The organism is Bdellovibrio sp. SBM16 (assembly GCF_056175625.1).
Window position 1 is genome coordinate 13617 of sequence record NZ_JBJKJG010000007.1, and the last position, 14271, is coordinate 27887.

At 42.4% G+C, this 14271-nt stretch carries 14 protein-coding genes; 6 read left to right on the forward strand and 8 right to left on the reverse strand.

From position 1 onward, the window contains the following. Positions 1-24: 24 nt before the first annotated feature. Positions 25-2415 carry an LPS-assembly protein LptD gene (locus AC04MM_RS08295; protein ID WP_475379878.1) on the reverse strand — a complete coding sequence of 797 codons (2391 nt, stop codon included), beginning with the start codon at positions 2413-2415 and terminating at the stop codon, positions 25-27. Positions 2416-2515: 100 nt separating this feature from the next. Between AC04MM_RS08295 and AC04MM_RS08300 the strand changes: the two genes are divergently transcribed. Next, a complete protein-coding gene (locus tag AC04MM_RS08300) occupies positions 2516-2848 on the forward strand; it encodes a hypothetical protein (protein WP_475379879.1) in 333 nt (110 codons plus the stop codon). On the opposite strand, the gene AC04MM_RS08305 is transcribed toward AC04MM_RS08300, so the two are convergent. Next, complete coding sequence (locus AC04MM_RS08305; RefSeq protein WP_475379880.1) at positions 2811-3869, reverse strand: hypothetical protein; 1059 nt, start codon at positions 3867-3869, stop codon at positions 2811-2813. The two genes, AC04MM_RS08300 and AC04MM_RS08305, sit on opposite strands and share 38 nt — an antisense overlap. Before the next feature lie 141 nt (positions 3870-4010). On the opposite strand from AC04MM_RS08305, the gene AC04MM_RS08310 reads away from it, so the two are divergent. Then, on the forward strand, positions 4011-4562 hold the full coding sequence (locus tag AC04MM_RS08310) for a hypothetical protein (RefSeq protein WP_475379881.1): 552 nt from the start codon (positions 4011-4013) through the stop codon (positions 4560-4562). Here AC04MM_RS08310 and AC04MM_RS08315 read toward each other — a convergent pair whose 3' ends face one another. Continuing rightward, on the reverse strand, positions 4563-5723 hold the full coding sequence (locus AC04MM_RS08315) for a vitamin K epoxide reductase/DsbA family protein (protein WP_475379882.1): 1161 nt from the start codon (positions 5721-5723) through the stop codon (positions 4563-4565). Positions 5724-5782: 59 nt separating this feature from the next. On the opposite strand from AC04MM_RS08315, the gene AC04MM_RS08320 reads away from it, so the two are divergent. After that, on the forward strand, positions 5783-7369 hold the full coding sequence (locus AC04MM_RS08320) for a ChaN family lipoprotein (RefSeq protein ID WP_475379883.1): 1587 nt from the start codon (positions 5783-5785) through the stop codon (positions 7367-7369). Between the two features lie 36 nt (positions 7370-7405). Here the strand turns inward: AC04MM_RS08320 and AC04MM_RS08325 are convergent, their stop codons facing one another. Beyond that, entirely contained in the window at positions 7406-7690 is a 285-nt protein-coding gene (locus AC04MM_RS08325) for an HU family DNA-binding protein (protein ID WP_475379884.1), read from the reverse strand. A 125-nt stretch (positions 7691-7815) separates the two neighbouring features. Here AC04MM_RS08325 and AC04MM_RS08330 point away from each other — a divergent pair, with 125 nt between their 5' ends. The 3 genes from AC04MM_RS08330 to pyk are packed head-to-tail and all read left to right on the forward strand — an operon-like array spanning position 7816 to position 10614. After that, complete coding sequence (locus AC04MM_RS08330) at positions 7816-8424, forward strand: tetratricopeptide repeat protein (RefSeq protein WP_475379885.1); 609 nt, start codon at positions 7816-7818, stop codon at positions 8422-8424. A gap of 1 nt (position 8425) precedes the next feature. After that, positions 8426-9112, forward strand: a complete 687-nt coding sequence (locus AC04MM_RS08335; protein ID WP_475379886.1) for a hypothetical protein — start codon at positions 8426-8428, stop codon at positions 9110-9112. Between the two features lie 17 nt (positions 9113-9129). Next, positions 9130-10614, forward strand: a complete 1485-nt coding sequence (pyk, locus tag AC04MM_RS08340; RefSeq protein ID WP_475379887.1) for a pyruvate kinase — start codon at positions 9130-9132, stop codon at positions 10612-10614. A 2-nt stretch (positions 10615-10616) separates the two neighbouring features. Here pyk and AC04MM_RS08345 read toward each other — a convergent pair whose 3' ends face one another. The 4 genes from AC04MM_RS08345 to AC04MM_RS08360 form a co-directional block, all read right to left on the reverse strand. After that, the gene (locus AC04MM_RS08345; protein WP_475379888.1) at positions 10617-11276 is read right to left on the reverse strand and encodes a DUF4360 domain-containing protein; all 660 of its coding nucleotides are present in this window, start codon (positions 11274-11276) and stop codon (positions 10617-10619) included. A gap of 269 nt (positions 11277-11545) precedes the next feature. Further along, the gene (locus tag AC04MM_RS08350; protein ID WP_475379889.1) at positions 11546-12202 is read right to left on the reverse strand and encodes a CoA transferase subunit B; all 657 of its coding nucleotides are present in this window, start codon (positions 12200-12202) and stop codon (positions 11546-11548) included. Positions 12203-12206: 4 nt separating this feature from the next. Beyond that, positions 12207-12905 (reverse strand): CoA transferase subunit A, encoded by a 699-nt coding sequence (locus AC04MM_RS08355; protein ID WP_475379890.1) that lies wholly within the window; start codon positions 12903-12905, stop codon positions 12207-12209. Positions 12906-12928: 23 nt separating this feature from the next. Continuing rightward, the gene (locus AC04MM_RS08360) at positions 12929-14107 is read right to left on the reverse strand and encodes an acetyl-CoA C-acetyltransferase (RefSeq protein ID WP_475379891.1); all 1179 of its coding nucleotides are present in this window, start codon (positions 14105-14107) and stop codon (positions 12929-12931) included. Positions 14108-14271 lie beyond the last annotated feature (164 nt).

The following is a 14271-nucleotide window of genomic DNA, read 5'->3' on the forward strand; positions in this document are numbered from 1 at the left end:
AAGTCCGAACATTAGCTGCAAAAATTATTTAATCTTTAACTCATCGGGCGGAATAATCTTTGGTGGTTTTCCGTCGAAAGAGAAATCAAAGCGCACGCGCCATTCGGCCTCAAGACCGACCTGCTGTTCGCGGTAAAAATTAACACCCCAGCATTCGCCGGGCGGCTTTAACTGGGTAATCAGAGAAAACTTCTTTAATCGTGAATCACTTTCACGGTTTTCGCTGGTATCAACGATAAATCCTGATAACACGTTAATGTATTTTGTCACAAAACCTAAAGCTAATACTAAGTCATCGACCCGCGGTCCTTCGGCACGGTTAGAGTTGTAACCGATTTTAAAGTACTGTTGCTGGTCATTTAAATACGAAAGCGATGTCGTTGAGTTAGTCGCTGATAAGTACGGGTAATAACTGAACTGATTCGATAATGTGAACTCTTCAAGATATAAATTCAAAGTCCCTGATAAATCAGACAGCGGCTGATTCGTGGTGCTGTACGGATTATCTATCTGGTATAAATCATAAGACTGCGCCAGACGGAAATCTAAAATATCGCGGTATGATTTATCTGAAGTTCTTTTTCTGATCACACGATTCAAAAAAGTCAGGGTGATTAAATGACGGTTGTAAATACGGTCGTGATAATCGTATTGCACGCCGTACGGGGTGTTTAGATCGCTGTCGGCCAGGTTGTTTTTCGACGAAAATGCATATTCTCCGTTGGCGATGTTACCAAAAAACGGATGGGCTTTTTGCTCGACGAATGGAATGTAAGTGTAAGAAAGTTCTGGAATTAATTCATGTTTGTATTTTAGATCCGGGTTTTCAGCATCGTAAATGCGGTACAAACGGCTGCGCGAGTTGATATCTAACTGGGTGTACTGGCGAACATTGTAGCGATCGTTACCCTCTGAGAAAAAGTAGTGGGCTTCATTAAAGGATAATTCAGGAGAAACGTTCACAAAATCAACCGGTGTAAATGTCTGGGTTGAGAACGAAGCCTTGTAAAACAAGCGCTGGCCGGTACGTAAAAAGTCATTTCCTTCGTTAAATACGCCATCGTAAACAGGAGAGCAGCCGACCACATTCAGGTGATCGCAGGCCGGGTCGTTGGCGGTATTGGTTACGTATTTTTGACTGTTAGCTGTGCTGATGTCATCCCATTTTCTTTTACGGTAGAACGAATCAAACTGCGCGTTCATTTTAAAAAAGAACGGCGTTTGGGCAATTTGGGTTGTGGTAAAATCAAGTTTCAATTCAGGCAGCACATGCACCGCCGAAGTATTTGCCTGCAGGGGGTTACTTTCTAAAAGATGTTTGTAATAGATAGAATCAAACTGCGCCAGGGTGTGGTTACCGTGGCCGGAAATATTCAAACGGTTTTCCAGACCGCCTTCAGCATAGGTTTTAAATTCTTCATAAAAATCTTTCGGGTACTGCAGATCACTGATCTGGTTGATTTTTACCCGCGCGTGCGCCACATCATTAATTTCTTGCTGGGCATAGCCCTGCACAGCCCAGCGGCGAAAGGTTTCGCCTTCTTTGAGTTCGCCGCCGGTAATTAATTCTTTCGGAACCTGTGAATCATTAAAGTGAGCAAAATTGATCTGCCCACCGCTGAAGTCCGACACAGCATAGCGGTACTCGATCAGTTCTTTTAACCCGCCGAGCTCGTAGTTTTTTAAAGTAAATGTTAAATCCTGCGATCGCGAAATAGCCCAGAAAAAACTTTCAGAAAAGAAAAGGCCGCGGTTACGGATATAGCCAAACTCCGGAGTTAAAAAACCGGATTGGCGTTCGTTTTTTAGCGGTACCACCAGATACGGCAACCAGAAAATAGGAACATCACTTACTTTTAAAAAAGTATTTTTTAAAAACGCATAGCCACCCAGTTCGGCCCGGATCTGACTGCCTTCAAAACTCCAGGTCGACGGGCAGTTGGTGCAGGTTGTATAATCGGCATCTGCAACAAAAAACGTGTTAGGTCCGCGTTGTTCGATGAGCTTACCTTTAAAGGTGATGTTATTTGATTGTACGTAGCCATTGGTGATCAGCGCCTGGCTTGAATAATAATCGAGAGCGATTTCATCACCGCCGATATTGTATTCGACAGTCTGGATATTTACATTACCGCGAAAGTAGGCGTGTTTTTTCTTTAAATTAAGCTCGACAAAATCCGCGCTGAAATGCTGGTTCTGGTAAATGATCTGCACGTTACCCGAAATTTGCACTAAATCTTTTTCCAGGTCGCGGTATAAGTCTTCGGCAGTGATTGTAAAGCCTGAGATCCTCGAGGTAATTAGTGCGGGTGATGTGGCTTGAACCGGGGCCGACGCTGGTCCGGTTTGAGCCCAGACTGGGCATGAGCAGGTAAGCAGGGTTAATAAAAGTAGTCTAATCCAGGTGTAAATCACTAAATAAAAGTCTAAAAAGAGAAAAATAATTTGTCACTTCAAGACTGAGGTCCATTCACTATTTTTAGTTAATTTCGATAAGTCTTATAGGCGGGTGACTATGCAAGCAAAGTTCTATGAAGTAGGCCAAGTAACAGTTGTTGAAATTAAAGGCCGAATCGAGCCAGATCAAAATAAACCATTTAGAGACGTGTGCGAAAGAAAGCTTAAGGGCCGTAGGGTCGTTTTTTGCCTTGATGGTCTTTCATTCACAGCGTCAGCCAATATTACCACGTTTTTTGAGTCAATTAATGTTATTCCTGAGGCAAAAGTCGTCGGTCTTCAGCATGATTTCTACCGCCTGTTAGAGCTTAAAGGAATCAATATGAAGACCTATTCGACTTTATCTGATGCTATTAGATCTGATGATCTTTTAGATTTAAAGAAAGATTAGAATTTAACTTCTCAAGCATTTTAAGTCGTAAAGTCAAATCTTCAACTTCTGAGATTTTATGGCTTAACTGTTTTCTAGTGGCGTCAAGAAGTTCGGTTTGGCGCTCCATCTCGCCGGTCATGACCGTCATTTGATTTTTACAGTTCGATTCAGAAAGTTGACTTTCCGTTAACAGACGCTGTAATTCGTTTTCTTTAAGACGTAAAGCGTTCACTGTCTGGATGTAATCGTCTTGTACGCGTTTGTACTTAACAAGCTCGTTTTCCACAAAGTGCTTGGTTTCTACCTGTTTTTTTAGACGTAAATTCTCGTTGTTGGCATCAAGTGTGCGTTGCTGCTGTTCAACGATTTCTTTAGATAGAAAGTGAATTTGCTCTTCATAACTTTGGATTAACGCTTTTTTCTCATTCGCATAACGTTGCGAGTTTGTCTGAATCGTTTCTTCCAATGTCTGGATATTGGCTTTTAGCTGATTTTGTTGGGTTTCATGTCTGCTCAAAAGCTGCGCCTGGTAGGCTTCATGCTGGGCAATGAGTTTGGCCTGCTGCGCGTTTTCAGCCGTTAAGTCAGCAACCTGTTTTTTTAAATTTTCAACAAACGGCTTGATAATATTTTTTACTTTTTCATGAAACTTAGAAAGACGGCCTAAATCGGTTTTTTGAGTTTCGATAAGTTTTTCGGCAATCTCAATTTTTAAGCCCTGCTTGTCGATCTTGGCACTCATCTCGTGATGTTCGTGCTGTAATTCTTTGTTTTTGGCAACGAGGATAGAGTTGTGCTCTGCAAACATTTTGTTTTCAAAAAAGAAGGCGTTCTTTTCCTGAATCAATTTCTGGTTTTCAGTTTCGTAGAGCATAAGTTTTCGGTAGTTAACTTTTAACTTATTCTGAAGTTCTTCAACCTGTGCCGTTAATTCGTCTAAGACTTGAGATGATCCGATTGATCTGGGTTTCACATCCTGTGAACGAGAGGCTTGAGTATCACCTTGAACCATTTCCAAATGCTTAAGCTCAAAATCCATAACTTCCTCCTGAAGTTTACACTACAATTGTCGCATAACCAGACTAGACCTGAAATAGCGGCAGGCCTTAAAACCGTAAAACTGGACCTAGATCGGGTGATTTTACTGCAGTTTTTTTACCCAGATGCCGATAATTGGCTTATGAGTGCACTTTCATACAAAGACCGACGAGCCGTTAACGACCTGGATATCAGTGATCTGGGTGTGCCGGATACTGTCCGTTACAACGTTTTAACGTTTGTGGTAAATGAAGAATATGACCGTGCAATCAACTACTTAAAAGATTTCATGGATCGTGATACTGACTATCCAAATTTTAAAGAACGAGTTGATCGTTATATCAATCACGCCATCGATCTGATTTTTGCCATCCGTACGAAAAGAAATTTTCCGGGAATGAGCTTACTTACTAAATCAAAACAGAATGAATTACGCGAAAGATACCGTGAACACTTTCAAGAGTTGAAATCGGTCATGCGTAAAGTTGAAACCTGCCAGGAAGAATTACGTCTTTCAGATATTAAATCGACAACGATGCTTGTTAAATCGGTGTGGTTTTCGACGGTGGTTGTTGTGATTTCTGCAGTTGTTATCGAGATCTTTCAGGGACTTGGGGCAACTTTTTTCGTCGTGTTCGATGATTACCTGAACAAGTCCCTGGAATATGTTTTTAAGATGCTAAATCTTGAATAATTATTTTAGTGTGTTGATCGCTGCACGAAGTACGTCGATAAACTGACCATAATCAAGCTTTTTACCATTAACGAAGATTGCCGGTGTACCGGTGATTTTAGCCGCTTCACCTTCGCCTGCAGTTTTTCTGATAATGTCGTAAGTCTCAACCGATGTTGCGCATGTTTTAAGTTGTGCTCCGTCAATTCCAAGATCTTTACTCATTTTATCCAGGTGTGACTGTAAGTTTGAATCATGCAGCATGGCCTCTTGGTGATCAAAAATCCAGTAATGGATATCCCAACCGCGAGAGAATAGTTTTTCTCCGCACAGCGCCCAGCCGGCTAATTCGCAGCGGGTGCCATCACCTTTAGACGGAATATGCGGGTTGCATGAGCCATCAAGCGGGTACGGTTTAAAAACCATTTTGACATCTTTATTAGTTGCTAAGAAGTTTTTAATCGTACCGGCGGCTGTTTTACAGTGCGGGCATTTAAAGTCGGCAAATTCCACCAACACCGGAGCTGAAGCTTCGCTGCTGCCTTTAGTAAGGCCTGCGGTATTGTCAAAATTGACAGCCTGTGCCTGTTGCCAGTGATAAACTTTTTCAGGAACGATTTTAGCCATCTGATCTAAGCCGAAATTATCGCGGACAGAGCCAGAGATAAACCAAGCTAAAACCGGTACGGCAGCCAGGGTTCCCAGGATATTTTTTTCGCCGGTGATGGCCGCGAAGTTGAATTTGCTGTCTGAGTAGAGCGACCAGGTCAGAAATACAATAATGAAAGATAAAACGTAGCCTGCAATACAAAACGGGCAGTAAACTTTGATTTGTACAATCGAGACAAATAACAAGAATAACGAGAATAATGCCGAAACCGCAGTCAAGCCTTTAACGATCGATTTGTAGCCATCGCTTTCTTCAAACCAACCTAGTTTGGCAAAAAGAAAAATACCTAACATAATAATTGAATAGCTTAAGCCCAAGACCGCAATAGGAATCGTGAAGATTTCGGCATAGCTGCTTAAAGCCGCTACATCGCAATTTACTTTTTCGCTGATCTGGCACAGTGAACTGCCGTTCATACCAAGTTTAACCATATAGTGGTGGTAAGACAGATAGCCAAAAACACCAATTGAAGCCAAGAAACTTAACAACAAGAAATTCATTTTTTTAGTCATATTTTTATTTTTTGACGATTAAAGGTTGAAATCAAGCAATCATTTATTAACATAGTGCAATGACTTTGGTTAAGGTTAAGTATGACTACTACATGAGAATTCGCAGCAAGGTCGAAGACTTAGTGGGTAATCGTACGCGCTCTATCCAGAAGTATCAGCAGGATTACGAGCTGGAAATAAACCGATCTTCGTGGGAAGTCGGGCGCAAACAAGAGTTGTTTAAGCAGATGGATAAGTGCCAGATAGTCTATATCGGGGATTTTCATGCGCAGGCGCAGTCAACCAGAGCGGTACTGCGAATTGCCAGAAAACTAGGGGCGCAGAAGGTTTGCCTGGGGCTTGAATGTTTTTTTGCCGATCACCAGAAAATCCTCAATGCCTATCTGCAGGGGCATTTAAGCGAACGCGAATTTTTAAAAAAAATTGAATGGAAGAAGAACTGGGGCTTTCCATGGGAATTTACGCGGCCCTTAATGAAATGGGCCAGTCAGAATAAAGTGCCGATCGTGGCCCTGAATTCCGGGGGGAATAAAAAATTTGCCGATCAGGATCGTTTAACGGCAAAGCTTATCTCAGAGGCAATTAAAGAAAACCCAGAGCGTAAGATGCTGGTGCAGTACGGGGATTTTCATCTGGCGGCAAGACATTTGCCGGCTGAAGTTAAAAAATTAAACCGCAAGATTTCTGATGTCGTTCTGTTGCAAAGTCCTGAAAACTTGTATTTCAAACTTTTAAAACAAGGTAAAGACCCGTCGACCGTAGATTTTATTAAATTATCAAATAACCGTTGGGCCCTGATGTCAGTGGTGCCTTGGGTAAAATGGCAGGATTATCTGTTATATCTCGAAACCGGACACGATAAAAAAGTTAAAGTCGAAGATTACGATTTAACAGACCATGTTTCGCAAGCTGTCCAGGTATTAAATAACATCTTAAATATTTCCATTAAAGTCGACAATCTGGAAGTGTACTCGGTCAATGATGAAGTTTTGTTTAACAAAATCCAGAAACTATCATCTGCCGAGCGGGCATTTTATAAAGAGTTGTTGCTGTCAGGCCAGTCTTTTTATTGCCCCGAGCAGCAAATGGGATTTGTAGCCCGGGCTTCGTTAAACCAAATTTCTAAAGTTGCCGCACTTTATGTGCTTTATAAGCTGGGCGTTTATAAAAAATCACTCATTGATGGCAAAAAGGATTTTTTAAAAAACATCTGGGTTGAGATGCTCACCTATTTTTTAACTAAAATCATTAACCCGAAAAAGAAAACAGACACCTTCGATGATATTCGCCAGGCCTTGCGTTCAGAGCAGTTCAGCGACAAGGGTAAAGAAGCCCTGGTGCTGGCGCTAGAGCAAAAATTAAACGAAGTGCGTTTTGCGACCTTTCAGGATCTGTCGTTTTTGAACAAGAAAAACACGCCCTCAAGAAACAAAAAAAGCTATGCCACCGCTGCGCAGATCCTTGGCGGGATTATGGGCGAAAAAGTCTACACCGCGTTTCAGAAAAAAATCTTAAAATTACCGCAACAGAAGCAGTTGTTATTAAAAGATCTGCAAGGTAAACACTTTACCCAAGCCTATTACGAGGCCGTCGAAATCATCGATTCATGGCCTTCGTCATTTAAGTCAAAATTTGACAAATTCTAATAAAAGTCGACTGTTACTTTTTTAAAAGAGATGCAGTTAGCTTTTCTTTTTACCGACGAGTTGTTTGAACTCTTTGCCCGGTTTAAAGCGGGGGATAGAGCATTCCGGGATTTTGTGGGTTTCGCCGGTTTTTGGGTTGCGGCCGGTTTTGGCTTTACGCGCCTGAATTTGAAAAGAACCAAAGCCTACGATTTTGACTTCTTCGCCTTTGGATACGGTTTTTTGAATCACTTCCAGGGTAGTGTTGATCATTGTCTCAACTTGAGACTTTGATAGTTTGGTTTTATCAGATACCGCTGAAACTAATTCCGCTTTATTCATCTATTCCCCGTATGGCTTTCAAAACGAACTATGAAGCTAATAAGATCGGGCTTTTCAGTCATCTTTTTCTGCATAACATTACGGATTTTCTTAACTTTGGTCGTAGGATTGCCGAAATGTGAGACATGAGCAGAAGTTATCAATATCTATTTTTGAGCTTATTTTTACTTTTTGGCCTATCGTCATTTTATATTTGCTTTGACATTTATATCGATGGCTCAGAATTCGATAAAAAGCGTATCCAGTTCCTGTCAAAAGCCTTAGAAGAAAAAAAGCTCGAAATTCAATTAGTTAAGCTAGAAAGCTCACCAACAACGGCAAACCGCGCGATTGCCTCGGTTGATTCCGAAGTACAAAGATCACTGCAAAAGATGAAGCATAAAGATGTGGATCTTTCTGAGTTCTATTTTCTGCGTATTAACGAGCTCAAACAAAAAAAGCAGTATGAAGAAGCTTTAACGATGGTTGAGAAAATCAAAAAGACGACGGCCAATGATGAACATTTGGCCCGCGCTGACTACGAAACCATAGCCCTTAAGTGTGCGAATTTTAAGCTGACTGAAACCTGTATTGATACTTTAGATAACATGGTTGTTCAGTACCCCGGATCATACTGGACGGGTAAGGGATTACAGTGGCTATCAAAATCGTATACGGCACTTAACCGCAAAGAAGAGGCACGCAAGATAGAAGGTATTTTAAAATCGGATTTTGCGGGTTTGAAGGTTGAATAATATGAGTAAACTTGTATTTGTTATGGCAGTTTTTGCTTCTTTAACCCTCCATGCCGGTGCCACGCCGGTTGATAAGACTGCGGTGGTCAAAAACGATCAGATCGTAAGTCAGCCGTCTGAATGTTTAGCTAAAAAAACCCTGCCTTGTACCTTTAAAGCGATATCGCGCCACAAAGCCATGGTCGATAAAACAGAATTTGTTTTCTTAAAAGGGACGGTTGTTAAAGTTACTAATTTTTCTCAGTTAGATCTGGAACCCATTGTCGGCGGTTTTATTGTGACAGGGTCTGAGGCTCCGGTGAGCGTAAAGGGTGTTAGTTTAACTAAGTTTCCTTCGTATGCGGATACTACTAAGGGCCAGATCGAGGTGATTGACGGTAAAGACTTTTATGTCTTTAAGTTTACGGATGGTGAAGCGGAGAGATATTTATTGGACCGTGAACCATTCTTAAAGAAACTGTCATACTTCTATAACGACATCGAGTCATTGCGGACAGAATACAAAAACATTTCGCCTATTTACAATAAAAGCTTCAAGCAGGATGTCGCACTTCATAAGCGCATTATAACCCGTCGAATCGCTTCGATCGAAGAAGAAAAAAAGCTGGAAGCTGAACGTCAACGTCAGTTACGCGAGTTGCAACGTAGAAACAAAGAAATCTTTTTTAAGAGGACTTTCGTGCAATAAATCGCTATCCTAGTTCAATGTTAGCGCATCGTAGAGCAAAAATCGTAGCCACAATCGGACCAGCAACTCAAGACCCAGAAAATATCAGCAAAGCCATTCGTGCAGGAATGAATGTCGCAAGACTTAATTTCAGCCATGGTACGCATGAAGATCATTTAAAGGTGATTCATGCTGTCAGAGAAAAATCAAAAGAGCTCAATGCCCCTGTTACGATCTTGCAGGATCTGCAAGGTCCGAAAGTGCGTGTTGGTTTGTTTGAAAAAGGCTCGATTAATCTGGCGCCGAACCAGGTTGTCACTGTCACAATCGAAGATGTGCTGGGTAAAGAAGGTTTAATCCCGAGTGATTTTAAAGAGCTTTGCAAAGCTGCAAAGCCCGGTAATCGCATTTTAATCGACGATGGTCTGATCGAGCTCGAAGTTTTAAAAGTGGGTGAAAAAGCTCTCGAAGCCAGGGTTATTTACGGCGGCATTTTAAAAAACCGCAAGGGCATGAATTTGCCGGGCGTAATGCTGCCAGTCGATGCGATGACCGAAAAAGATTTAAAAGATTTGGATTTCGGCCTGAAAAACGGTGTCGATTATGTGGCTCTGAGTTTCGTGCGTTTCGGAAAAGATATCCGTCAGTTGCGTGATATCATTGACTCGCATAAATCACCGGCACGCATCGTTGCTAAAATTGAAATGCTGGAAGCGCTTGAAAATTTAGAAGAAATCGTCCGTCTGTCGGATGTGGTTATGGTTGCCCGGGGTGACTTAGCGGTCGAAGTCGGACAAAGTCGTCTTCCGAGCTCTCAGAAAAAAATTATTTCTTTATGTAATAAGTTAGGTAAACCGGTCATCACGGCTACGCAGATGCTCGATTCTATGGTTGAAAACCCGCGCCCGACACGGGCCGAAATCACTGATGTCGCCAATGCGGTGTTAGATGGAACTGATGCACTTATGCTTTCAGCTGAATCGGCAAGCGGAAAATATCCGTTTAAAGCCATTCGTACGATGCATGAAATTATTCTTGAAGTTGAAAAGTCGGAAGAGAATTACTACAAGCTGTCTTTAGAAAATGAATTGTTATCTACCCCGGCTGCAATTGCGGCAAGTTCGGTGCTTTCTGCATTAAAGCTCAATGCATCTGCAATTGTGTGTTTAACCACCACCGGTAAAACCGCACAGATTATTTCTACTTTCCGCCCCAAAGCGCAAATCGTGGCGATTACGACTGATGTCGAAGTTTTAAATCGTTTAGAGATTACCTGGGGTTTGCAGACATTAACGCTTCAGCCGTACAGTTCGCTAAAAGATATTATTAATCAGGTTGAGCAGCTGTTGATCGAAAACGGTTTAGGTAAAACCGGTGATAAAATTATTTTCACCCTTGGCCAGCCGATCGCTGAAAAAGGTAAAACCAATTCTTTACACGTGCACACGTTAGGTGGCGAAGAATATAAAAAGGCAGCCGATGCACAGCTGCCTCTTAGATTCTCTGCAGTAAAAGAAATTTAACCTTAACCGCAACGTCTCCATTTAAATTTTAGTCTTTGACCGAAAGCTGCGTCTGTTGAATCGATCACCAGGCGCGCTCTTGGTTTTAAGAATTTGATTAAACTTTTAACGCCAATTTGTGATTTGATTTTTACACGGATATTCTGACCGCCGGCTAAACAAGCTATCGTGCTGCCGATTTTACCGATATTGCCAAAGCTTCCTAAAACGCCGGGAGCCTGGTTTCTGACCGAAACGACGTAATCTTTATTGATAGGACCTTTAAATAATTTTTGTTCAAAACCAAACGCTTTGCCGCCTTCAATTTCTGCTTTGATAAATTGGTATGCAACAGCACCTGTGTTTGTAACTTCGACAAAACCTCGGTAATCAACTTGCTCAAAATCAAAAGCCCAGCCGTGAGGAACATTGATATCGACGATGATAGAACAATTTTTTTCGTCATTAGAATCGCCGGGATTGGCCGTGCCTTTACCTAACTCTACTGAAAAACGATCATACAACACGCTTAGATAGTTTAAGTCAGAAGTGATCACGGCATTTGCTGAACTGGCATCACAACCAGATCCGTCAATACGTACACCTGTAACCGCTGCAGATGGTGGTACCTGGGCAAATGCTTTAACTGATAAAAGTAATAATCCGATAAGAACTGTTTTCATTTTTTAATAATCTCCGTAAAGTGGTTCGTACGCAGAATGACTAAGCAAGCACAAGGCCAAGTTAAAAAAAGCCAGAGTGGCACTAGCCGCAAAATTGTTCATTTAGGGAAATTTAGTGAAATTTCTACTCGAGTTTTTGCTCGTGTTCAGGCCCAGAAGAGATAGGCTAGAGCTGAAAGGCTGATACCAATTCCCCAGTCGGCCACCGGGGAAGAGGTGAAATAACTATAAACCATCATAGCCAGGCCGATGAGCATAATTCGCACCCATTAAAACGACATCGGTTTACAATCGGGAGCGATCGTCATTTTACCTTCGGTCGCTTTTAAGACTGCTTCTGGTGTTAAATCAGGTGCGTATTCACGGAGGACAAAACCGTTTTCAGTAATGTCGATGACACCATAATCAGAAACGATCTTTTTAATACAATTCACGCCCGTTAGTGGCAGCGTACACTTGGTGCGAAGTTTTGAATTACCTTCTTTGTCCGTGTGTTGCATGGCTACGATCACGTTTTTTGCGCCCGCAACTAAATCCATTGCGCCGCCCATACCTTTAACCATTTTTCCGGGAACCATCCAGTTAGCGATCGAACCAGTCTCGTCGACTTCCATTGCACCTAATACCGTTAAGTCAATGTGACCGCCGCGAATCATCGCGAAACTGTCAGCTGAAGAAAAGAAACTGGCCCCCTTAAGTGCTGTCACTGTTTGTTTGCCGGCGTTGATTAGATCAGGATCTTCGGTGCCTTCTAAAGGGAACGGCCCCATGCCGAGTAATCCATTTTCGCTCTGAAACATAACAGTTTTAGAAGCGGGGATGTAATTCACCACTAAAGTAGGAATACCGATTCCAAGATTAACTGTGTAGCCATCTTGAACTTCCTGGGAAATACGTTGAGCAATTTGTTCTTTACTTAATGGCATGTGATTAACCTTTTCTTACCGTACGCTGTTCGATGCGTTTTTGCAGATTTGTACTTTTGAAGATTCGTTGCACATAAACACCGGGAGTATGGATTTGATCCGGGTCTAATTCGCCAACTTCAACTAATTCTTCAACTTCAGCGACCGTGATTTTACCAGCTGTTGCAATCATCGGGTTAAAGTTACGAGCTGTTTTTCTGTAGACCAGATTTCCGAACTTGTCGCCTTTCCAGGCTTTAACAAAGGCAAAATCACCAACGATACCTTTTTCTAAAACGTAGTCGCGGCCTTCAAAATTGCGCACTTCTTTGCCTTCGGCGATTTTAGTGCCGACACCGGTTGGCGTGTAAAACGCAGGAATCCCGGCTCCTCCGGCACGTAAACGCTCAGCTAATGTGCCTTGCGGGCAAAATTCCAATTCTAATTCGCCAGACATAAATTGTTTTTCAAACGTCGCGTTTTCGCCAACGTAGGAAGACATCATTTTTTTGATCTGGCGGGTTTGCAATAATAAACCTAAACCGAAATCATCAACGCCGGCGTTGTTAGATACGCAGGTGATGCCCTTAACGCCTGAATCGCGCAGGGCTTCGATACAGTTTTCCGGAATACCGCAAAGGCCAAAACCACCGACTAAGTAGGTCATGTGGTCGGCAACACCTTTTAAGGCCTCTTTTGCATTAGCATAAACTTTAGATGACATAATATCCCCAGGCTAATTTATTTTTAGTTGTATTTCTCAACAATTACAGAAACCGCTTCGCCGCCACCGATACATAAAGTAGCTAAGCCGCGTTTGGCATTACGGGTGTGTAAGCCGTGAACTAACGTTGTTAAGATACGCGCGCCAGAACCGCCGATCGGGTGACCGATAGCAATTGCACCACCGTGCACATTGATTTTTTCCATCGGAATTTCTAATGATTTCTGGGCGGCCATGGTAACGTTAGCAAACGCTTCGTTGATTTCATATAAATCAATATCATTTACGTTTAATGAAGCAAGTTGCAGCGATTTTTTAATCGCGCCAACCGGAGCTGTTGTAAAGTACTTAGGCTCCTGTGCAAAAGTTGCCTGTGATACGATCGTAGCAAGTGGTTTTAAACCGCGTTTTTTAGCTTCAGTTTCAGTCATTAAAACCACAGCGGCCGCACCGTCATTGATTTTTGAAGCGTTAGCCGCAGTGATGGTGCCGTCTTTTTCAAACGCCGGTTTTAGACCCGGCATTTTATCAAACATCGCCTTAGTTGGTTCTTCGTCTGCAGCAAAAGTTACATTGCCTTTTTTGCCTTCGATTGTGACCTCAGCGATTTCGTTTTTGAAATGGCCGGCAGCCGTAGAGGCCTGGGCTTTTTTATAGGAATCAATAGCAAATGCATCCTGGGCTTCGCGAGAGAAAGAAAATTCACGTGAGCAGATTTCAGCGGCATTACCCATGTGAAAGTTATTATATGGATCCCAAAGGCCGTCTTTGATCATTGAGTCGATCATCTGTACTGCGCCCATGCGGTAACCGTTACGAGAATTTTCTAATAAGTGCGGAGCTAGCGACATGTTTTCCTGACCACCGGCTACGGCAATCGTTGTATGTCCTAAACGTAAGGAATCGGCCGCTAACATCACGGCTTTTAACCCCGATCCGCAAACTTTGTTGATCGTCATACAAACGGCAGAGTTTGTAATGCCGGCATAGATCGCTGCCTGACGCGCAGGAGCCTGACCAACACCAGCAGTTAAAACCTGACCCATGATAACTTCATCAACTTCGGTCGGTTTTACATTAGCTTTATCTAATGCTGATTTGATGGCGATGGCGCCTAAACGGGGAGCGGCCAGTGTAGATAGTTGACCTTGAAAGCTTCCTACCGGAGTTCTTTGTGCAGATACGATGACGATTTTTTCCATTTTATACCTCTGGGGTTAACCCGACATTCCTTTGTTAAAATTTGAATTTAAGTAAATTTTGAGGGCGAAGTTAACCTTCGTTTCCTCGGCATCCGGCGATTCTAACACAGCCCTGAAAAAAAATTAAAATAAAACCCGTTGACAGGTTTTAGAATATGTCGCAA